Origin of the sequence: Pauljensenia sp. UMB9872 (assembly GCF_030212665.1) — a bacterium.
Taxonomy (GTDB): domain Bacteria; phylum Actinomycetota; class Actinomycetes; order Actinomycetales; family Actinomycetaceae; genus Pauljensenia; species Pauljensenia turicensis_B.
In genome coordinates, this window is the sequence record NZ_JASOER010000001.1 from 128,672 (window position 1) to 150,394 (window position 21,723).

Sequence of the window (21,723 nt, forward strand, 5' to 3'; positions counted from 1 at the left end):
TGAAGAAGAACAGGCCTTAATGAGTCGCATGCCGGAGTTCGGTGACGGGGAGCCTGACCCGCACCCGGTCATTGAAAACGTTGACGAACAGGAGGCGGAGTGATGGCAACCGTTGAACAAGCGCTCAATGTTGCGCGTGGTGAGCTCGGATATTCGCGGTGGACTGACCCACAGGCGGGAACCAAATACGGGCGCGACTACGCGACCCGCCACGGCGCCTACTTCGGCACTAGCGGTGTCCCGTATTGTGCGATGTTCGTGACCTGGGTTTTGCGACAGGTGGGTATGACCCCGCCGGGCGGGGATTTCGCGTATGTGCCCAGTGGGATTACAGCTGCCCGCAACCTCGGCAGGCTCGTCGCTAAAGCCAACGCGCAGGCCGGTGATCTGGTGTGCTTTGACTGGGACGGAGACGGGGTCGCAGACCACGTCGGGTTCGTGGAGCGCAATTACGGGTCCTACTATCAAACCATCGAAGGAAACACCTCGTCCGGTGCGTCTGGGTCGCAGTCAAACGGTGGCGGCGTCTACCGGCGTACCCGCAATCTTGGTTCCGTGATCGCGGTTATCCGCCCCGAATACACGGGTTCTGCTTCGTCGTGGGAGTTAGAAGAAGACGGCATATGGGGAGCGCACACCGCCAAGCGTTTCCGGCAAGTCTTTGCTGTTCCAACGAGCGCCCCGTGGGAGCCGACCGCAGTCAGGGCACTCCAATACTTCCTATCGTGGGCGCTCGACGCCTACAGGCTTAAAGCCGCGACAGGCGTGGATCGTATCCCCGTAGACGGTTTCGACGGGCCGATCACGATTGGCGCTTTCCAGGCGTGGTGGAACGCTTCCGGTATCCCCGCAGGCCACCGGGTTCCCGTGACGAAGACGTGGGACGCCGAAACCGTGAAGGCTATGCAAATCGCTCTCAATCACTCGTGGGCTGGATCGAAAGCCCTCGGAGTCAAACCGTGAAAGGACTGAATAAATGGAAACCCTGAGAACTCTTGCAGTTGACCCGTTCGTCACCACCGTGGTCGTGGGCATTGTCTGGCCTTTGGTGCAGGCCGCGTTAGATAAGCCGTGGTGGACTCACAAACGCCGTATTGTTCTCGTCAGCGTCGCGGCCACCGTTTTGTCGGTCGGCATTTGGGCGACCTCAGAATACCCCGCAACAGTTGAATATTTAGCCACTCAGCTTACTGCCTTGCTCGGTATCTTCTGGGCGGTCTACCAGATCCTCTCACACGTGAAGATCGGTGGAGAATCGTTGCTGGAATGGGTGGGCATGCTCACGCCCGGCGGAATGCCCAAGGGTAAGCACGCGGAGAAGGTGAGTGAGTGAATGAGCCTATTTTTGAAGTCCTCACAAGTAAGGAAGTAGTCGCCGGGATTGCCGCCCTTGTTGTTGCTTTCATTACTCTGCTCGGGGCTTTTATCCGCTGGCTCGTCGCATGGGTGAACAGGAAAGTCGTCAGCTTACAAACCCAGATGGCTGACATCTCTGAGAGTGCGTCCAAGGCGGAAACTGAAGCACGGGGCGCACGCGAAGGGGTAACTAACAGTCATGGCACCCATTTGCGGGACGATTTGGACGAAGTGCGCGCGGGCATGAAAACTCTCATGCGGAAAGTTGACGGTATTGAGAAAGCCCGCGTGGAAGATGCTCGCAGTCGTGAACGAAGAGACCAACGAGCAGAAGACCAAATCGACGGCCTACGGCTCGACATTCGCGCCCTCACCGCGTCAGCAGAGAAAACACACGAACGCCTAGAAACGCGCCTAGAGTGCCTAGAATCGTCCCGTAAACCCTGATGCGCCTGCTAGCATGGTGTGCGGTGGCCGCGGAGCGTCCTTGTGATTCATACCTGATGTTTTCGCGGCCACCCCCGCAAGGGTAGCCTGTTTGCATGTGTTGCATTCATGTGTAAAAGTTTCCTCCTTGACTCTAAAGGAAACTTTTACACGTGAATGAAACATCTGAAGAAACAAAGCCAACACTTTTTGGTGGTAGATACGCAGAAAACCGCCCTCACAATCCACATGGGAAAGTGAGGGCGGTTTTTGTGTATCTGCCGTCAAATGGTGGGCTTTGACCAGTTGCCACGCCCTGGGCGGTTAGCGTTCCACTCGTCGATTGTTTCTACTTTCCAGCCCATTGTGCGTCTGCCTTCGAGTCCGATGTACACGTCGGGCTCTGGAAGCGTGTAGCGCCCTAGAGTGCCTACTTGTACACCAATACGGCGGGCAAGGTCAGAGCGAGACAGGTAGACGGGTGTCTGGTCTGTCATTTCTTGTTCCTTCCAATGATGAATGCAATCAGGTAGATGACCCATGCGACGACAAGCAACGTGCCTGCGATTGCTGCGTAGACCGTATAGCCTTCGACGGCAAGCCAGACGATGATGCATGCGAGAGCGAGCGAGATCAGGATGTCCTTGATGTTGTTCATGTTGTGTGGTGGAATTTTTCGTAGGGGCCGGTGGCCCGGAGTTGTTACTGCCATCTCCGGGCCATCGGTCTCATTTGCGTTTGCTCCTCGACGCTGTGATCACCTTGGCGCTTGCCCTGATGATTTCAGCGATCCCGAAGAGGATTGCCGCAATTCCTACGAAATCCATTTCCTTCACCTCCTTCCCACACCTCCATAATACTACATTAGCAAAGCGTTAGCAAGTGTAATCCACTTACTTATCCAGCTTTTCCACCATTCTGTTGACCGCCGAAGCCGCGCGATCGTTTCGGGGTTCAGGCTCTTCGTTCTTTCAGCGTATGTTCTAGGCTGATTCGTTCGAAGTCGAGCGTGTCAAACGTAAAGGATTCTTCCGGGTCGTCAAGATCGAGTTCGTTCTGCTCGTCGAGAATGTCGGCGAGTCGCGCAAGGATTTCTTTTCGTGTGAGCGCTCTTTCAATGGAGACCGTGGTGGAGTATTTAGCTTCGATGATCTGTTGAGCGTGAGCGGCCGCAGTGTTGTGAAGGCTTGCAGGGATTTTGTGTTCGCGCGCGTATGTGTCGATTTCCCAGTAGGCATCGTTCGTCCAATACGTCTCGATCAAGCTTTTGTTGGTTATTTCGGTTTCTTCGAGCTGATCGACGATTTCACTAACGAGTTGGTCGTGCAGGTCGCGAATGTCGTTGAGGTCGCCTCGTAGACGGTCGGGGTCTCGTGGTTGGCGGTGATTCGATTCCCAGTCTGCAACGACCCCTTCTCCTACCGCGAGGAGGAGTGAAAGGTCTTTAGGGCTAAGCCCGAGCGCGCGACGACGGGCACGTAGTTCCATTCCGATTTCCATTGTGGGGGTGTCCTTTCAGTTTTTGTTGATGTAGCCGAGAGTGACCCAAGCGTTCGCGCTAGTTCGTGCGCATTCAATTTCTTCGGCGGGAAGTGCTGCAACGTCAATGTCGCAAATATCGGGGTAGATGGGGTTTGCGTCTTCGTCGGTGCTGAAAAACTCATAGGAGAAGAGCATTGCTGCGGGGCTGAAGAAGTCCGTGCGGTTCGCGTATTTTGAAGTGTGATGCCACGACGTGTACCCGAAGCGATTCAGGAGGACTTTAAACTCCTTAAGACTCACCGTGATGTTGATGTCGAGGCTGGCGAGTAGGGCATTGAAGGCTTTTGCGTCTTTCGATGTCCACTTGGAGATCGGGCGTTCACCGTTTTTGTAGGCGGTAACTGCCCGGTCGCTCATGGAAAAACCGTCATATCCGCGCTGGTTTGCTTTGATGACACCTGACATTTGTATCGTCCCCTTTTGTATTGGGATGGGAATCAGCTTCTCTGTTTCCCTTATGCTTAAAGTGTACTATAAAAACTACGTTCTGGCAACGTGTTTTGCGCATTATTCTGCGGAAAAGTGGCAGTTTTTCACTAGGGCAACTTCCGCCGACGTTCATCGTTTGTATGAGGCTACGGGCTCAAAACAGCCTTTTATTGGAAGTGATGGCGGATAGTATTGATTGACGGTTGTCGAACGTAGTCGTGCTGTCGATAGTGTGCGCTTCGAGATTGGAGCGATGAAACGCGATGAAACGCGACGAGGTGTGACGGCTTGTGGTGCCCTGCTTGTGGACGGGCGGTTTCGGCAACGTCTTAATTCATTGGTATTGCCTCGTATAGGTTCGATTCCCCCCATCTCCACTGTGTAGCCCCGGAACTGTTGAAGTTCCGGGGCTTTTCGTTGAAATGGCGGGGTTTCTCGCATTTCTTAAAATGACTGTGAGATACAGGGTCAGCGAACTTCTTGCGTTCTCTCACCAGGCGGTTTTCAATGATCCGGTCGAGGTCTTCCTGACTGGTGACCGGCTTGAACCCGTCTGTGTTTTCTCCCGAAACATCGGTGTTGCCCTCGTGGGGCATGGTTGAATCAGACATGGTCTGTCCCCTTTCTTTCCCGTTTATGGCTCGTCAGCCTGTATTGCTCCCGCCAAAAAGAGTCTCCGGGCGGTTCACGGAGCGCCACCGAGGGCATAACAAAACCCCGCACCATCACCAGTGCGGGGCAAAAACTTGAAACAAAAAGCGCTTAGAGCTTACCTTCAGCTTTCAAACGGCGATACTCAAGAGTGAGCTCAGTAGTGTCACGAGGCTTTCCCTCACGATAAGCACGGATCGCTTGAGCGATCACCCAGTCACGCTCGGGACCGGTCACTGGAGAAGGCATCCCTGTGACGCGCTCAGATTCCCGGCATTCTTCCGGAGTCATCAAACGTGGGTTATTCCATTGGAATGTGTAGGGGTCCTGAAGAGGGGTTTTATATTTCGGCACTACTGTTCACCTCCAATGTATTCAACAAAAGCAACTGGACCGCGTTCCTCGATATCAATCCTTCTTAACCGTAGTTTACCACCGCGTATGATCAGGATTTCGTCTTCGCTGGGAATAGCGGAGAACTTGCTGATAGCGGCGGCGTTAGTTCCTTTCGGGAGCAGTAGTCGCGTCAGGAATAGCCTGCGCGATCTTCACAATGAAATCAGATGCGGCTTGCGAGGACACGTACCTGGCGGGAGTCCAATTCACATCCAGCTTTCACGAACCAGTTCATTTGTGCTGGGGTTTGTTATGCCCAAAACCCGATCATAAGCAACAGGTTTTGTCTATTAATCCGCGTGATTACAAGTGAAAAGCTAAAGGGCGGTGGGCAGTAAAAACCTTACTGCCCACCGCCCTTTAGCCTAGCCGTGTTTTCGGTTAGCTCAGCTTGCGTTCCTTTCGCTTGAGCAGAACACCGATTGCAAGAGCGGCAACGCTAACGCCTGCGATAGGTAGAACGCTCGAACCTGTACGTGCCAGCTTAGAGTGTTCTGCGGAGGCAACCTTCTTTACCCCCGGAGTAGTAGAACCATTCGGGTCACTCGGGGTGGAATCAGGGGTACCCGTTCCGCCCGTACCCGGCTGGTTACTACCTGGATTATCGCCAGGGTTGTCGCCGCCTGGGTTGGTACCACCCGGGTTGTCGCCACCTGGGTTGGTACCACCCGGGTTGTCCCCACCAGGCTGACCACCCGGGTTGTCCCCACCAGGCTGACCACCAGGATTGTCACCACCGCCACAGGTCGGGCACACGCGCACTAGCACCTGAGCTATTACATCGTCATGCGAACCATCCTCGTAGGTGACCCGCACGGGAACTGTAATGAGATCGCCGTCCGCGGCAGCTCCCGGAACCGTGAGCGTTATAGAACCATCTGGGTTAACAACGGCGCCACTCGGATTGTCAGCTCCGGGGGTCAGCCCAAAGGTTGCACCCTGCGGCGCGGGGTTGGTTTCCACCTCAGGGGTGTTGTTTGAATCGAATCCAGGAACTGGAATGGTTACTTCCTTGCCCGGTTCTCCGTTTTGCGGAACGTAATTAGGTTGCAGGCTCTGAGCATCGTTCGGAATAACAGAAACGTTTGTGCGTCCCTTACCTGTTGAACCATCCGGATAGTTAATCAGCAGATCAACAGATCCAAGCGAACCCGGTGTGGCATCAGCCGGTGGGGTTACCTGCAACTTGTCACCGTCTATTGTGCAAGTCCACCCAGTGGTGCATCCTCCAACCGTTACGGTAGAGCCCGTCGGGATGATATCCCCGGTATTCGGGATATCCAGCGGTGTACCTGGTTTGGTTGAACCATCGTTCCATTTGGGTGTGGTCGTTCCGGCTTGGGTGTTGCCAACGTGGATGAGTGCTAATACGGTTTCCTGACCTCCATTGTTGGGGTAGGTGATTTGTACTGGTACCCGTACCGTAGTGTTTGCTTCGGCCAGGGTTGGCGTGTAGGTGATGATGCCGGTGTTCGGATCAATTTGTGCTCCGTCGGGTGCGCCTACTGCTGTTGCGAAGGTGGTGCCTTGTGGAGCGGGGTTGGTTTCGGTATCCGGTGTGCGGGGGTCGTCAAACAGCGGCGCTGGAGTAGAGGCTGGTACCCCTACTTTTGCGTTCGTGTCTGCATAGGATCCATTGTTTATTTCGATGAGTGCACATCCGGAGTCGTTAACGGTAAGGCCTGCCGGGGTGTCCGGGCAGAAGTCCTCGCCTGTAACCGGGTTATCCGGATCAGCAGGATCTGGATAACCATCACCATCAGAATCAGAACGCACGGTAGCTGTGCTTTGCGCACTTGCCGGGCCAGTGTTAGGAGTACCCTCAGTTTCCGTGGTGTACTGAACTTCCACCACATAGTTCTGGCCGGTGGCCTGCTCGGTGGGGGTGCCCTCAATCATGCACTTGCCGCCGATGAAGCTAGCCTGCAAACCTGCGGGCAGCCCGGTTGCTGTACAGCCTGTGATCGTAGCCTTACCTGGATTAGTTAGTGTAACCTCGGCGGGAGTTATTGCCTGGTGGATAGTTCCGGTGATTTCCGGAGCGGTAACCGTTGGGGCTACCGCACAACCCTTGTCATCAACCTGCGCATCAGCTGCAGTGCCAGGACACTTGTCTGTTAGATCCGGAACTCCATCACCATCAGCATCCGCAGCCGGGGTAACCGCAACCTTTGCATTAACCTGCTTGGTTCCGCCTCCGTTCGGATAGGTAACGTTCACCTTCACGGTGTAACTATCAACCGCAGTATCAAGAGTTGGGGTGTAGCTGAGCTCGCCGGTTCTATTGTTGATGGTCACCCAGTCAGGGGTTCCAGGTTCCAACGTGTAGGTGGTGCCAGCCGGTTCCGTATTGGAACCGTAATTTGCTGTGGCCTTAGCCGTATCACCCTGTGCCACCTTGGAATCTTCATACAAGGGGGTGAAACCACATGCCGAACCACTAATATCCAGCGTCCATTCCGTAGTGGCCTGAGGTTTAAGCTGGTAGGAATCCTTAAGCGCGTCCTTCAGCTTGGCAACAACTTTAACCTTGTTGGCATCAGCTTCAGCAACAACGCCACCCTGGTCGTCTACAAAACTCTGCGTGTAATCAAACACCTTGGAATCCGGTATATTAACCGAACCCTTTACCGCACAAGTAGCAGCAGGTGAAACTGTAGGAGCTACAGGTGCCGCTGTGGGCTTGGTAGTTCCAGGAACAGTTGGAGTCATATCACAGGTTTTTCCTGCAATATCGAGTTCCCACCTAAAGACCGCGCCGTGAGCAAGCCGGTAGTTATCCAGGTCTTTAAGCTGCGCGGTAACAACAGCTTTAGTGCCTTTGCCCTCGGCAACTACCTCGTTATTCTTGTTGCGGTATTCCACGTTGTAATCGAAGATGCCGGCACTGATATCCGGAGCCTGTGGCAGTGTTACAGATGCAGGCTCACCACACTTGTCATTCGCTGCAACCTGCGGTGCGGTGGGCTTTACTTCTTCACGCACGTCGTATTCGTGTTCAAACGTGAATCCGGTAGTAGCCGTTCCCTTGCCAGGACTTTCTGCCTCATGTTCCAGCTTCAGATTCTGTCCTTCAGGCTGGAAAGGCTTTGCTAAAACGCTAATAGTTCCACTCTTGATAACACGTCCCTGGGAATCCTGCGGGTAGGAGATGGGGGTACCCGGTGCGATCTCCTTGCCTTCAAAGTGCCACGTTATTCCCTCAACTTCGGGAACGGTGAAAGTTAATGCCGTGTCATCGTATGTGGGAGCAGGAATCATTACCTTCTTGGAACCGTAGAAAGTGAAGCTCCATTCGCGCGATCCACAGATGCTCCCGTCTATCGTGTAGTCATCTCTTTGCAGCTGCCTATTCGGATCAAAGTCATAAGTCTTCATCGTCTTCACGTTGCAGGTAACGTGGAAGGCCTTGATCGTCACCTTTGATTCTCCGTTTACGTACGGAGCCAAGGAACTTGCCGTGTAAGACTTTGGATCCTTCTGAACCAGCTTTCCAGCTGAGTCAACCAAGTAGTACTTCAAACCCCATTTGTCGGATGGGATTTGCAAAGTATCGGAATCCACCCCAGGGTTGTCCGTTGCTACTGGTTTGGGCGGCTCCACGTTTCCGTAGAATTGAGGCAAGAAGTGAGGTTCTATTTGGGATAATGGGGATACAAACTTGGTGCTCGTGGCTGAACTGTTACGCACTGTACGCGAGTAGGAATACCCGTCTCCTGGCCTGGAACCGTAGTAGTCGATGCGCGCCACGCCGTCTATATATTTGACTAGCTCGTTAACAAAGTTGTTTTCCTTGGTTACCTGTACTTCGGCATAAGTAACGCCCTCGTGAGTAATGTCTTTACAAGTAGTGCCTTCTGCTGCAACTTCAGCGCACGTTCCCTTCGACCACACCACGTATTCGTTCTTGCCATCACCGAAAGGTACCGATTGTCCACGGGTGTGCATTTCAAGCTTTATCTGGTCACCAGGACGATCAAAAACCGAGGTACCTGCCGTCTTTGCAGAATCGTCTTCACCTTCGCCATGGCTGATCGTGTGGAAGTAGCCAACTTCGTCCCTATCTAGTAACTTCCCGCCGGGAACGGTGAAAGTTTTATAGGCAAGATCTTCCGGAATCTGGCAGCTGCCATCCTTGCGTACCAGCTCCATCTTCATTGTGGCAGGCCAACCCACTTTTGTTTTATCAATGGCCTCTTCGGGGGTGTTGAAGTACATGCTGTCCATTGGCACGCGCTTCCATTCGCCCGTTGTAGGAACCAGGTAGTTTACAAAGACGTCAAAGTGCAGTGGCCCCGAATCGGCTCCGAATTCACGCCGCAAAGGGTACTGCCAGTACAAGCGAGCTTTGTCAGAAAATGCCTTAATCGTAGAAACACCGGCATTATCGTAATCACTGCCCGTAACATTCCACTTTGGTGACCTGTTCGTGCTACATATCGGTTTGTTGCTTGGCTGTTGCATTCCAAGGGACGGGGTAGCCGGTGCGGCCTGAGCCGTGGTTTCCGTTAGTGGAATTCCAACAAACGTTGCGAATAGTAATGAAAGAACACCAAGAAGCGCGCCGGGCGCCCTCTTCCGCTGATAATTCAACATGTAACCTGCCTGCTTAAAGAACACACAACAAAACAGTTGTGGAGTTGGGAATCTACTCTTACACCCTTACTCTAAGGCGTACGCTTTGCAGGTAACAACTGCGAGCTGATATATGAAAAGAAAAACTAATACGCTTCGTACAGTGTGTTTCTTCTAGCCGTGTTCCTTGCTATGAGCGCAAAGAAGCGCCCATTGATGAGAATATTTTTCCAGTTTTGTTTACCTTCGTCCTGGCGGTGAGCGGAACCCTGGTTACCCCTATTTCAGCGCACGCTACAGATTCTTTGGTGGCCACCCACGATAATGAGAACGCCAAGACTCGTATTAGGTGATCCCACGAAGGCCGGACAAACCGTGGAATACCGAGTGAAGCTAACTAATAAAACCACTAACGTGGTTTCCTTTGAGTCCGTCAACTACAACCTGAATAACACTGCGGGTTGCCAGTGGCGCAACGCCGAGCCAAATGTGGTTCAGGAATGCTATATCGGGTTCTTGAAGAAGAACGCCGAGGGATATCTGGATCCCACCTCCTCATCTCCGTCAAGGAGAACAAGCGTCGTATCGGGGTGCTTCATAAGAGCCTCCAGAGCGATTTGACTCGTCATAGTCAAAGAAGGGGATCGAATATAATCAACAAACGAGGTGTATCCGCGAACTTCTGGAGCAGAAGTAGTGAGAAATGAGGCGTTAGCGCCAGATAGTAGGTAACCACGTCTTCGCAAGTGACGTACCCACCCTCGCGACTTTTGCACCCACGCTCTTGCGCCTGCACCTATACCCGAACCTTTGCACCCAAATGCGCCCAAAGTGTGCCCGCTACACCCACCTAGATAGAGCCTTGTATCAAAATGAACGTCTAAGTAACAAGGACATCTCTGCGAGAGCAGGGGCTCTCGTGTATCCGGGGACAAACGGCGCAGGGATCCGACTGTCCATATTAGAATGCGGGCGGGCAGTTGTATTAGTTGTGTTGCTGGTTAGTTCTAAGGCGGTGTGATGCCAGATAGAACATGGGATTCTCTAGCTCGGGTCACCCGGGTGTGCCTCCGGGTTGCGGAGGTGGCGCTGGTGCTGAGCGCGTTGGCAATTATTTTGTCAACGTTTTTTGTCACTGTTCTACAGGTCCGCGGCACGGGAAACGGGTTTGAAAAGGACGACGTGTTGGTTGCCGCGCATCACGTGGATTTTACTCGGGGTGACACGGTCGCATTCTTCCACGGAAACCGCATACTGGTTCGCTCGGCTATCGCCATTTCCGGCGATGAGGTAGATGTGCTCGACAACGGTCATCTGGCAGTAAATGGAGTCGAGTCCCCAGCTGCGTTAACGCCTGAAGATTTAGCTCGCTCAGAGGTTTCTTTTCCGTCAACGGTGCCTGAGGGAGGTGTGCTGGTTGTGATCGGCCAGGGTGATACTTCCGCATTGCACCAGGTAGTGGGCGAGGATTTTGTTGGTCGCGTGATATTGCAAGTGTGGCCTGTGCGGAGTTGGGGAGGAGTTTAAGCCACTGCGCTTGGACAGGCGGCCCATGCTTACAAACAAAGTGGTAGTCTACGAGGGTGCGAACTGCACGTCTTTCGAACTCTAGAAGGAAGTCTTATGTCTCGACAAAACTCCATGCAGGGGGGGGGTACGTGCGGTCGCGGTTGCGTTTGCTACGGTACTTGCCCTTTTGTTAGCGGTATCGTTCCCGGGCGTGGCGAAAGCTGCGGATGATCCCACAATCACTGTGACCAGCCAGGAAGGCGATCACACTTACGGTGCGTACCAGGTCTTCAAGGGTGAGCTAGCTGAGGTTGACGGCAACAAGGTGCTGTCAAACATTGAGTGGGGCACCGGTGTTAATTCCGACGCTCTCCTGAATGCTTTGGTTCAAGAGAATCTTCTTACTGGCGTTACCGCACAATCTTCAGCTGCTGATGTCGCAAAGGCTTTGGAAAGTGCAGATAGTGCGAAGGCTCTTGCATTTGCAAAGCTGGTCTCGAAGAATCTGAGCGCCACTAAAGCCGATTTCACCAAAACTGGCAATGAGGCTCCCTACACCTACAAAACCGGCAAAGTTGCCGCCGGTTACTACGTAGTGGTGGATACGGACACCAATGCCTCGGCTCTGACCACTCCGATCTTGCAGGTTGTCGGCCCGGTTGAGGTTGCATCGAAGTCTTCGGTTCCTACCTCGGGTAAGAAGGTTCAGGAAACCACTGGCATTGACACCAGCAAGGTCAATGACGGTGAGACTGCTTATGATGTGACGGCTAACTATGAGATTGGCGCGAATGTCCCGTTCCTTCTCGACGGTACGGTTTCGCAGAATATCGCGGATTACAAGACCTACAAGTACGCTTTTGTTGATGAGCTTTCGAAGGGATTCACCTTCAATGCTGATTCGGTAGAGGTTTATGTGGGCACCACTAAGGTGGACGCCGCCAAGTACACGGTCACTCAGGAAACGATCGCCGATGCCGGTAAATACAAGGACGGAACGCGCATCCGTGTTGCGTTTGACAACCTGAAGGATGTTCCGGGCGTAGATGCTAATTCGAAGATCACCGTTCGCTACACTGCGAAGCTGAACGAGAAGTCGGAAGCTGGCAAGCCGCAGCCTAACAAGGTACACGTTGAGTACTCGAAGAAGGCATCCGATGACCAGGGCGAGCCTAAGGGTAATACGCCAGACAAAGAAGTTTTTGTCTTCACCTACAAGGTTGATTCTGAGAAGGTAGATGCAGATAAGCCTGAGACTAAGCTTCAGGGCGCTGAGTTCCGTTTGCTGAACGCTGACAAGTCCAAGGTTGCCATCATTTCGAATGGTAAGATCATCGGTTGGGCTGCTGATGTAGCTGGTGGCACCACCTTCGCTGTGCCAGCAGGTGGCAAGTTCTCCGTCGAGGGTCTTGACGCTGACGTGCAGTACTACTTGGAAGAGACCAAGGCTCCGGCCGGCTACAACCTTCCTTCCGGCGATGCCAAGTACACGTCCATCAAGCTGGCTGCCACGATTAAGACTGAGGAAGGGAAAGATCCTGCTGTCAACGTGCTGAAGCTTGGTCAGGTCGCCGATACCACTCCAGCAGATGGCACCTTCTCCACGCTCCAGATTAAGAACTCGAAGGGTTCCACGCTTCCGGAGACGGGTGGCATTGGTACCACGATCTTCACGATCGTTGGCGTAACCGCGATGGTTGCTGCTGCAGGTGGTTTCGTTCTACGTAATCGCAAGAAAGCGTAGATATCAGCCATAACGGTCGATGAGATTGACCCCTTCTACGCGTGTTCGTTCCCGCCGGCAAGCTATGCCGCCGGCGGGAACGTCGCGCGTAAAAAAGGGGCGTCGCAGTTTTTCAGACATAGCGCTCATCGCTTTATTCATTTTTGGCTTATCGGTTTTCCTCTACCCGCCGCTGGCTAACTTTTATAACCATCAGAGGCAAAAGGCGGCGGTGGTGAGTTATGAGAAAGCCGTGTCAAAACTGGACACCACCCAGGTGGAGCGTCTTTTGGATGAGGCGGAAGCCTATAATGATGCGCTTGTCTATGAGCCGGGTAGGCTACCTGTTTCGCAGATGGATCAGTATCTGCGGATGCTGAACTTCACGGGCACGTCGGTGATGGGAACAATCCAGATTCCTTCGTTGGGAGTTAATCTGCCGATTTACCACACCACTGACGAGGCGGTGTTGCAGGCAGGTGTCGGACATATCCCGGGTACGTCTCTACCGATTGGTGGAGTTGGAACCCGTTCGGTACTGACAGGCCACCGGGGTTTGCCTTCAAGCAAACTCTTTACGGATCTAGACAAGCTGAAGCCGGGTGACATTTTTGTGATCCGAACGGGTAACCGAGAGCTGGCGTATCGCGTGAGCGACATTGTTGAGGTGTTGCCAACGGAAGTTGGTGCTCTGCAGCTCGAGGCTGATCGAGATTTGGTGACGCTAGTTACCTGCACGCCGTATGGGATTAATACTCATCGGCTGTTGGTTACTGGTGAGCGAACCGAATTGTCGGCTGTAGGGTCTATCGCGGCGGATGCGGTGCGGGTAGACCCGGTGTTGGTGGCAGCTTTTGTAGCTGTTCCTATTTTTGTGGTGGGGCTTGTTGTGGTGTTGCGCCGGACGCGAAGTGTTTATGCGCCTAGGCACATGGGGAAGGATAGTAGCCATGCGGACGAAAAGTAGCTTATTAGCGCTTTGGTTGTCGATTGCGCTGGCATTTTCGTTGGTTCCGGCTCATGCTGATTCAAGGCCTGATGTTATAGATTTTGACAATGTCGAGGCAGACCGTCTGGGTTCGGTGTCGGCCCTGTTCCACGCGGTGGATAACCAGCCGTTGCCTGGTGTGGAGGTCCGTTTGTACCGGATCGCTGAGATGCGCCCGGGTTTGCCTTTCGTGTTAGATGATTCTTACGCCACGGCGATTGGTTGGAAGTCGTTGACTGATGCCACCGAGCCGAGTGACCCTGATTTAGCGGCGAGTGCCACGCTCACGTTGCAGTCTTTGCTGGAAAGGGACGGTGTGGTTCCAACGGCGCAGGCTACTTCCGATTCTGCGGGGCAGGTCCGTATGCAGGATTTGCAGGTAGGCGTTTATTTGATGACTGCATCTACTGTGAAACAGGGGGCGTATAGGTACGTGGCGTCTCCAGCTATTTTTGCGCTCCCGCAAAAGGGTAGTGACGGCGAGCTCGATTACGACGTGGTGGTCGCGCCAAAGTTGGAGCCGCAGAAGGTAGAACCAACGAAGTACCGTTTGGTTAAGCTTTGGCAGGATGAGCCGGTGAAGGACCGCAGGCCAACTTCGATCCAGGTGGACGTTTTGGCTGATGGAAAGCTCTTTAAGCGTGTAACTCTGAGTGCGCAAAATGATTGGACTTTCGAGTGGCAGGACGAGACGGGGGACCGCCGCTGGTCGGTAGCCGAGAAGTTGAGCGGGTCTTACGAGGTCAGAACTGCCGTGGATAATAACGTTTTCACATTGACGAACGTTGCTCCCGAACCTGAAAATCCGGAGCCGGAGGGTCCGCTGTCAAAAACGGGTATGGACGGGAAAGTTGGCGGTGTAGCCATCGTGTTGTTCTTAACTGGTTTGGTGCTTATAGGCGCAGGGCGTGTGCGCGGAAGAAATGAGAGGGCGTAGCCATGTTTAGAGGGGTTGAAGTCGCCAAAACACGCATTCTTGTCGCATTGGTGAGCGTCATTGCGCTCCTGGGCGTCATGTTTGTTATGCCCGCTACCGGTTACGCTGATCCTGCTACGTCTGAGGCAGAGCCCCAGACGGTTGAAGCCGATACTCAACCTGAGGAGCCTGCAGAGCTTTCCATTAGCGAGGACACCGCTGCCGCGCAGCAGGCGGTAGGGGAACCAAGCCCAGTTGCCGAGTCTTCTGGACAGTGCCCGGCGGATCAGAATGAGACTATTGTTACCCCGCAGGTGGTTGGTGACTTGCAGGTTGAAGTTGCACAGTCTTCAACGCAAAAAGACCCCAAAGTGGTTGATAATGTTGCGCAGCGTTATACGGGTGAGACGTTCAAGCAGCACATTGGTATTTCGAACACTGCTGCCGCAGAAAACGTGCAACACCGCATTTACCTCGAATTTTCGAGTGCGGACGGTTACGCCCTGGTAAATGGCTCGAAACTGGAAGTACGTGATGAACCGTATTACCAGAACATCGAAAAAAAGCTGAACCCTTATTATTTCCGCAAAGCGGAAGGCGTGGAGAACACCTATTACATTGAGGTCGCCGGTTCGAAGATTGGCGAAGCGTTCTCTGTAGATCTGGAGACGAAGTACGACTCCCCGGCATCGCCGGGCGGAACGGCCCGCATCTGGGGAGCGCAACTCACAACGCAGCAGGCTGAGGATGCAGGCAAGACGGTGGTTGCTCCTGGTTGTGGTGTCCACGTAGCGAAGTGGGACACGATACGGAAGGAGTATCAGGCTGTTAAGAAACAGCATACTTCGGGTATCGTTTCGCGAGTGTGGCCGAAAGCGGCGGAGCCGGCGATTGGCTATAACGCCGCCAAGGGCGTGTACGAACTACGCAATTTGAGGTACGAGCTCTACCTTGAAAAGGCTCAGGATTCACCGACTTTGCCTACCGGTGGGGTAGGTCAAGATCCGTTTGAGAAGATCCGGGTAGAAGAGACATTCACCGTGCCCGAAGGCTTTGAGATTAATCCTGCCTATATTAAGGGGATCAGAGACGGGCTGAACAGCAATAATTACGGCGGGCTTATGTCTTATAGCGAGTTAGAAGGCTGGACCCGAGACGGCTACGTTAACGACCTTGTTTTCGCTCCCGAAATTAATGGCAAGAAAACCCCTGTTTTTGGTATTCACGGTTTTGGGCTAGATAAGGTGGATGTTGGCTGGGCTGTCCCTCAACCTGAATATAGGCACGTGACTGGAAAGCTCAGTGACGATGGACGCACGCTAACACTGTTTTGGTACCGAAATAAGGACACCGCAACCGAAAGCCTGTACCTGCGTTTTGCTGACGATTTTCTTGTTGCCAAGAAACTTCCTGAAGGTGGATCGGTCGACGTTAGCAACGCCGTTGGAATGACGGCTCATTACAAGCATTCTGATCCGAATACAACCAATGCAAAAGTAACGACGCCGGTCAAGGTAGAGCCGGGTAAGGGTGAGTTTGTAAAGACTGCGGGTGATGGGAAAACGGAAATTTACCTGCGCGGACAGGCCGTTCCCTTTACTCTCAGCGCTAAGAACGTTGGTTCGGGCCCGTTGGATCTGGCGACAGTGAAGGACGATTTACCCACCACCCTTTACATGACACCGGCGCAAGTTCGGCAGGTGCTGGAAAAACCAGAATCTTCTGGCTTGACGATCACCATTTCAAATATTGTGCCCTGCGCCGAAAAGCTCAACGTTAAGGTGGCCTCCGGGGGAACGGCAGATCTTTCACCGTCATACAACCCGGCGTGTACCGCAGACCCGACCACCGTTCAGATAAAGCGTGCCGGCAATTCCATCACGTTCAAGGTGGGAGACGGCGCGGAAGAAACACTTTCGGTTGCCGAAATTGAGGCAAAGCTGGGTGCTTTTGCGATCAGGAAAAACACCGGGTACTCCCTTTCGTGGACGGTGCCTGACGGCAAGATTTACGGTGGTAATGAGCTGAAGCTCTCGTTTAACGCCACGGTGAAAGACACTTATATTTTCGGCGACCCAATCGAAAACGATTCGGGTGAAGAAGTAAAGAACACGGCATATTTTGGGGACACGCCAAGTAATTCCACGTTCAAAGCGATGCCGGAGGCAAAGATCGGCAAACTCTCTGACCCGGCAGATAATGAGGAAGTCAACTCCGGTCAGAAGATCGACTATTCGATTCGCGTGCAACTAGCCAGCGGTTCCCCAGATGGCTTCATCATGCCGCTCATCGACGAGTTGTCGGGACCGCACAAGTTGCTCGCTAAAGTCGAGAAGAACCCAGGCTTGAGTGGTCTTGGGCTGACAACCAAAACGATAAAAAAGGTCGACTACTACGTGCTCGATAAGCCCGGCACATACAAAAACGTCACTTTCGAACTAGTGGAAACCCCTCCACACAAGACGGATGTAGTGCACGATTTCATTGCGGACCACGTTGAGGTTAAGGCAGATAAAACTCGGATTCAATGGTACGTAGACCCCGCGAAGTACACTCCAGGCGCGGTTGTTACCGCTCACTATTCGACGCTAGTTGATGAGCTAGACCCGTCTGATGGCAAACAGCACTACGTGATTAACACGGCAGGTAACAGTAAACCGCCGAGCGCAAAGACCTCTCACCCGATTTCACGTCAGTACGTGACCAAGAACATTGTTACGAAGCGGGGCGATACGCCCGGTGAGGACGAGCTAGTTAAACAAAGTCCGGTACGCCCAGGAGAATCTATTACGTACCGCGTCTCGGTTGCGAACTCTCGGGACACTGCGATCGAATTCACCAACGCTGACGTTTACGATGCGCTACCTAAGTCGCTGCCAGGTAAGCCGTGGACTAAGGAAGACATTAGCGTGGAGTTCCCCGCCGGTACTGCGGTGACGGGCGGACAGAACTGGAGCGTCTCTCAGACTCCTCCTAATGGTGCTAATGACGGGGATGACACGCAGCAGTACATAGTCTGGGATCAAGATTTCAAACTGAGCGTGAAAGGCGAGGTTTACGCCTATATCACTTTGAAATTCCCCGATGCTGATGACGGCGAAGCCTATGTCTCTAAGTATTTGAAAGACACTTTGTACAACAATTGGCATGTAAAGACTATGAACGATGGCGTCAGCCATTTTGTCACCAAAGCTGGCGAGGACGGAAAGCCTGCTAACGCCGCGCTACAAAAGGGCGTGCTAGGTACGGGTAATTTTGACCTTGGCTCCGGCTCCTACAATTATGCCAATGGCGGCGGCGGTTATGGGCCTCGAATTATGCTGGAGCCAAACTCCGATAACGCTGCGCGCACAACGTATTCTCGCTCGTCAACCGATCCCGCAGGAAAACAGTCGTTCAACGGTCCTTACGCGTTGTACTATGTGTCGTTATTTAATGACGGCGGTTCGCGTCTGTATCTGAATGATATTCAGGACATGCTACCCAAGGGCGTTACTTATCGCGCCTTCTTCCCTACCACCCATAAGTTTACTCAAGGCGACGGTTTCCGTAACTCGGGTGGTTCTGCTTGGCTTGCAAATGTAGATAATTTCCGCACTTGGCAAGCCAAGGCTTCTGATGTTCCCATCGCCGTTGAAGGCGCGGAGCCGAAGAACGCTACTATTACTGCGTTAGCAGATGCTACGAACCCTTCGAAGATCACTTTCAAGGTCTCTAATGGCGATGATGGTACGAAGGGTAACCTCGCATACGACGAGGAGAGGCAGCAGTTCTATTTGAATCCGAATGAGATGCTCGCTTTCTCCTACATCGCGCTGGTTGGACCGAATGCCCCGGATGATTTTGCCGTCAATAATGTTGCAATGCCTTATGACGATGTGACTGGGCAGGGTGTGAACGTTAATCCGGAGACCTCCATTAAGTCCGTTGAGCAGGGCAAGCAGGTTCTAAATGACGGTAAGCGTTTCATTTGGGATAACGAGCAGGCTTCTAATAAGGGCTTTTCACCTAAGCCGGGCACCGAACAGTGGCTGGCTTCCAACGTCAGTTTGACGCGGGACAAGCCAGTTCCGGGTATCGAAAAATCCATTGTGGCCAAGACATCCACGGGCGGAGAACGAACGGCGGATCCCACCCATGCGGCTTACGCAGATACCTTGCATTGGAATATCTCTGCCTACAACGATGCCAAGGAGACCATCGAGGGCTACGTAGTTTCAGACCTTTGGGATCCGAACTATCTACCTACAGGCGAAGTCAAGCTTTCGGTGGGCGGTACGCGCTTCACCGACGGAAGTAGCAAGGCGCTTTTCACATTCGGTGATTGGACTGTGCAAAATGGAAAGCCTACTGCCGTCGAAATTAGGGCTGCGAATCTGGCTTGGAGCGTGGGACCGAAGAAACTCGTAGTTAACGGTGATCCGGTGGCGATAATGTCGCGAGGAGGCCGGCAAGCAATCTTCCACTTGTCGCTGACGTCTACTTCCGATGGTCGCATCAGGTTTGACTTGCGTGCCGACAAGGATTCTCCGATAATCGGATCCTTGGGATATGCCGTAGACGGCATGCCCATAAAATCGGGTGAAGCGCTAACCATGGAATTCTCTACGAAGAATCCAAAGCAATCGGGCGACTATCCAGCTGCTTTCAATACTGCTTTCTTCACTTTGTTGGAGCGGCAAGATTATGATCCGAAGCAGGTTAGAAGAGGCGAGAACACCGAGATTGATTTGAAACTCGCTGACGATTTCTACAATGCTAACTGGAGCGGCACCACTGGAAGCAACCACACTGCCAAGGGGCTGAAGACCATCAAGGCTGAAGCCACGATTCCGATTGGCAGTGATGCGTTTACGTCTTCTATCGAAAGAGTGGAAGAGGTCTCGGATCCTGCGAATGTCGCGACGTCGACGTCGTCGCCGAATTACATCACGCTGAAAGACGCGTCCTCCACTTTCCGCTACTCGATGGAAGTGAAGAACAACAAGTCTGACCCGGTTAAGCGGATCACGATGATTTCTAACTTGCCGAATGTGGGCGATAACTACACGTTCCTTTCGGCTCCGTCTAGAAACTCTGACTTCGCGGTTCGCTTTGCTGACAATCTGAACTTGAAAGTTGAGGTAGTGAGCAAGGACGGCACACGCAAGGTGCTGCCGAAAGGCGCTTACCGAATTGAGTACTCCGATAAGCAAAAACCGGAAGCGTTTACTGCTGCGGATTGGGCAGGCGAGCCAACCGCGAACTGGAGCACTACACCCACTGAGAATTCGAGATCGATCCGTTTAGTGCTAAACGAAACGGCTCAGGATTCAGATTTCTCATTCGGTGGGGAATCGACTTTGGCACTGTCTTTTGACGCGAATGTCATGAAGCCTACTGAAGTCGAGGCTGACCAAATAGCATGGTCAACGTTCGGCTACAACTATCTGGCGCCAGGTAGTGACCTGAACCTGTCATCTATTCCTCTGAAGGTGGGCGTAAAGGTCAAGGGACCAGCCGCGGTTGAACTACCAAAAACTGGTGGAATTGGCGTATACCTAGTGTATTTGCTCGGCGGGCTGACCATGGTTGCGGCGCTAGCTGGGCTCTCGCTACGTAGGCGCTCGTAACGATTAGCATGAATCCGAAGAGCCAGAAAAGAGGTAGAGTCTTGACGGCTCTTGGCCTGCTGATCGTTGGAATGGCCGTAGGGGCACTCGTGTGGTTGCTCGCGTCACCAGGCGCGAGCAACTCGCGCGCTCTGGCGGGGCAAACTCTAAAAATCATGCCCGACCCTAAACCCGCAGTGGTTAACAAAGATACTGCCCCAGCCATGCCTGGGTTGAATGTGCGCGGGCAAGACGTAGTTGGTGTGCTGACCATTCCCGATTTTGGCCGCGACTTCCCGGTGCTCAGCGCGATGGATAAAACGGCCAGATTTCCGGGGGTGTATGCCGGCGCTGCAAACAATGGAACCCTAATAATAGGGGTATCAAGCTATTTGCCGGGCTTTAGCGGTCTTACATCCCTACAAGACGGCGCCCAAATCAGGTTTACCGCAGTTACAGGCGAACAGTACAGTTATCGGGTGCTCACCGCAGAGTCCATTCCTGCTGCAGATGCATCAAAGCTCAGTAGTGGGGATGATTGGGACCTCACGCTGTACACTCCCTCACTGTCTGGCGTGCAGTTTGAAATCATCCGCGCTACGGCGGTGGTCAGCGAATAACTCCGTGCGTATTTAGATGCAACTGTTAAGAGATGAGTGGGATATAGGACAGATTGTGTTGCTCTCGTTCATCAGATTCTTGAGCGAATTACTCCCGGATTGTGGACGGCCTACTACTATTTGGCGGATGCTGTTGGAACGTCAGCGCAGGTAATTGCTACGCACTTGGCAAACTGCTCGAAGTGTACTGGTCCCTATCGGGTTCAGCGTCACAGCTGTCTGTTCCAAAGTGGACATCATCGAAGAAGCTCCTCGTAAATCTCCCGATCGGCGTCGGAGAAAACGCTGAAAATAATGTGCTCGGGCGCAGGGGTCGAGGCACAGAATGCGCGAACTTCTGCCACTGCGATCTTGGCCGCGCGCTGAGGGGGAAAACCGAAAACGCCCGTCGACACGCAGCACAACGCTAGTGAGTGCATGTCGTGTTCCAGGGCTGCCATCAATACCGACCGATACGACTGTGCCAGTAACTCCTCATGCTCGGGCTGTAGAGTGCCGTTTACGATCGGTCCAACCGTGTGAATGACATACTTCGACGGCAGATTCCACGCCGACGTCACGCGCGCGTGCCCCGTTGGCTCGTGAGTGCCCTGCATGATTTCGGCGCACTCGTTGCGAAGTTGCAGTCCGGCCGCCGAATGAATCGCGTTATCAATGCAATAGTGCAACGGTTCAAAACAGCCGAGTAATGCAGAATTCGCCGCGTTCACGATTCCGTCGACGCGGAGTCGGGTGATGTCTCCCTGCCAGATTGAAATACGCTGATCAAGCGGGGGAGTGATTGCCCGTGCCTCGTTCTTTTCGCGCAAAAGCTGATCCTGCACCTCGAACCACTCGGCGGGTAAAGACCCAGGGGCCTGAATGTTCATGAGCGCCCGCAAATAGTTCCGCTCGCCGCCAAAGCGCGCCGGGGCGACACGCCTCTCCGGATGTCCTTCGAGCAGGCCCTCGATCAAAGCGGTAATTCGTGCATCAGTCGTCATAGTCCAAGCCTTGCAGGA

At 53.3% G+C, this 21,723-nt stretch carries 17 protein-coding genes and 1 pseudogene; 9 read left to right on the forward strand and 9 right to left on the reverse strand.

Annotation, left to right across the window (positions count from 1 at the left end; all coding sequences use genetic code 11):
- Positions 1-102 precede the first annotated feature (102 nt).
- Genes QP109_RS00615 through QP109_RS00625 form a run of 3 tightly spaced genes read left to right on the forward strand, consistent with a single transcriptional unit; the run spans position 103 to position 1,803 of the window.
- On the forward strand, positions 103-963 hold the full coding sequence (locus tag QP109_RS00615) for a CHAP domain-containing protein (RefSeq protein ID WP_285022633.1): 861 nt from the start codon (positions 103-105) through the stop codon (positions 961-963).
- Between the two features lie 13 nt (positions 964-976).
- Complete coding sequence (locus tag QP109_RS00620; protein WP_285022634.1) at positions 977-1,333, forward strand: hypothetical protein; 357 nt, start codon at positions 977-979, stop codon at positions 1,331-1,333.
- Positions 1,330-1,803, forward strand: a complete 474-nt coding sequence (locus QP109_RS00625) for a hypothetical protein (protein WP_285022635.1) — start codon at positions 1,330-1,332, stop codon at positions 1,801-1,803. Before QP109_RS00620 ends, QP109_RS00625 begins: the two co-directional genes overlap by 4 nt.
- A 263-nt stretch (positions 1,804-2,066) precedes the next feature.
- Here the strand turns inward: QP109_RS00625 and QP109_RS00630 are convergent, their stop codons facing one another.
- The 8 genes from QP109_RS00630 to QP109_RS00660 all read right to left on the reverse strand — a co-directional run bounded on the left by QP109_RS00630 (position 2,067) and on the right by QP109_RS00660 (position 9,027).
- The gene (locus tag QP109_RS00630; protein WP_195225692.1) at positions 2,067-2,279 is read right to left on the reverse strand and encodes a helix-turn-helix transcriptional regulator; all 213 of its coding nucleotides are present in this window, start codon (positions 2,277-2,279) and stop codon (positions 2,067-2,069) included.
- A complete protein-coding gene (locus QP109_RS00635) occupies positions 2,276-2,440 on the reverse strand; it encodes a hypothetical protein (RefSeq protein ID WP_285022636.1) in 165 nt (54 codons plus the stop codon). Before QP109_RS00635 ends, QP109_RS00630 begins: the two co-directional genes overlap by 4 nt.
- Before the next feature lie 296 nt (positions 2,441-2,736).
- Positions 2,737-3,282, reverse strand: coding sequence for a helix-turn-helix domain-containing protein (locus QP109_RS00640; protein WP_285022637.1), 546 nt, complete (start codon positions 3,280-3,282; stop codon positions 2,737-2,739).
- Positions 3,283-3,297: 15 nt separating this feature from the next.
- Entirely contained in the window at positions 3,298-3,681 is a 384-nt protein-coding gene (locus tag QP109_RS00645) for a hypothetical protein (protein WP_285022639.1), read from the reverse strand.
- 401 nt (positions 3,682-4,082) lie between these two features.
- Positions 4,083-4,364 (reverse strand): hypothetical protein, encoded by a 282-nt coding sequence (locus QP109_RS00650; RefSeq protein ID WP_285022641.1) that lies wholly within the window; start codon positions 4,362-4,364, stop codon positions 4,083-4,085.
- 151 nt (positions 4,365-4,515) lie between these two features.
- Positions 4,516-4,758, reverse strand: coding sequence for a hypothetical protein (locus QP109_RS00655; RefSeq protein WP_285022642.1), 243 nt, complete (start codon positions 4,756-4,758; stop codon positions 4,516-4,518).
- Positions 4,758-4,934, reverse strand: a complete 177-nt coding sequence (locus QP109_RS09240) for an ADP-ribosyltransferase (RefSeq protein ID WP_350224201.1) — start codon at positions 4,932-4,934, stop codon at positions 4,758-4,760. The genes QP109_RS00655 and QP109_RS09240 overlap by 1 nt, the downstream gene beginning before the upstream one ends.
- 247 nt (positions 4,935-5,181) lie before the next feature.
- Positions 5,182-9,027: a Rib/alpha-like domain-containing protein gene (locus tag QP109_RS00660; RefSeq protein ID WP_285022643.1), complete on the reverse strand. Its 3,846-nt coding sequence runs from the start codon at positions 9,025-9,027 to the stop codon at positions 5,182-5,184.
- 1,368 nt (positions 9,028-10,395) lie between these two features.
- Between QP109_RS00660 and QP109_RS00665 the strand changes: the two genes are divergently transcribed.
- The 6 genes and pseudogenes from QP109_RS00665 (at position 10,396) to QP109_RS00690 (ending at position 20,722) form a co-directional block, all read left to right on the forward strand.
- Entirely contained in the window at positions 10,396-10,902 is a 507-nt protein-coding gene (locus QP109_RS00665) for a S26 family signal peptidase (protein WP_350224200.1), read from the forward strand.
- 142 nt (positions 10,903-11,044) lie between these two features.
- A pseudogene (locus QP109_RS00670) lies at positions 11,045-12,628 on the forward strand (isopeptide-forming domain-containing fimbrial protein); the annotation flags it as partial.
- 25 nt (positions 12,629-12,653) lie between these two features.
- On the forward strand, positions 12,654-13,574 hold the full coding sequence (locus QP109_RS00675) for a class C sortase (protein WP_285022648.1): 921 nt from the start codon (positions 12,654-12,656) through the stop codon (positions 13,572-13,574).
- Entirely contained in the window at positions 13,558-14,532 is a 975-nt protein-coding gene (locus tag QP109_RS00680; RefSeq protein ID WP_165778209.1) for a Cna B-type domain-containing protein, read from the forward strand. Before QP109_RS00675 ends, QP109_RS00680 begins: the two co-directional genes overlap by 17 nt.
- 50 nt (positions 14,533-14,582) lie before the next feature.
- Positions 14,583-20,123 (forward strand): LPXTG cell wall anchor domain-containing protein, encoded by a 5,541-nt coding sequence (locus QP109_RS00685; protein WP_285022651.1) that lies wholly within the window; start codon positions 14,583-14,585, stop codon positions 20,121-20,123.
- An 8-nt stretch (positions 20,124-20,131) separates the two neighbouring features.
- Positions 20,132-20,722, forward strand: coding sequence for a sortase family protein (locus QP109_RS00690; protein WP_285022653.1), 591 nt, complete (start codon positions 20,132-20,134; stop codon positions 20,720-20,722).
- Between the two features lie 236 nt (positions 20,723-20,958).
- On the opposite strand, the gene QP109_RS00695 is transcribed toward QP109_RS00690, so the two are convergent.
- The gene (locus tag QP109_RS00695) at positions 20,959-21,705 is read right to left on the reverse strand and encodes a protein-ADP-ribose hydrolase (RefSeq protein ID WP_285022656.1); all 747 of its coding nucleotides are present in this window, start codon (positions 21,703-21,705) and stop codon (positions 20,959-20,961) included.
- Positions 21,706-21,723: the final 18 nt, after the last annotated feature.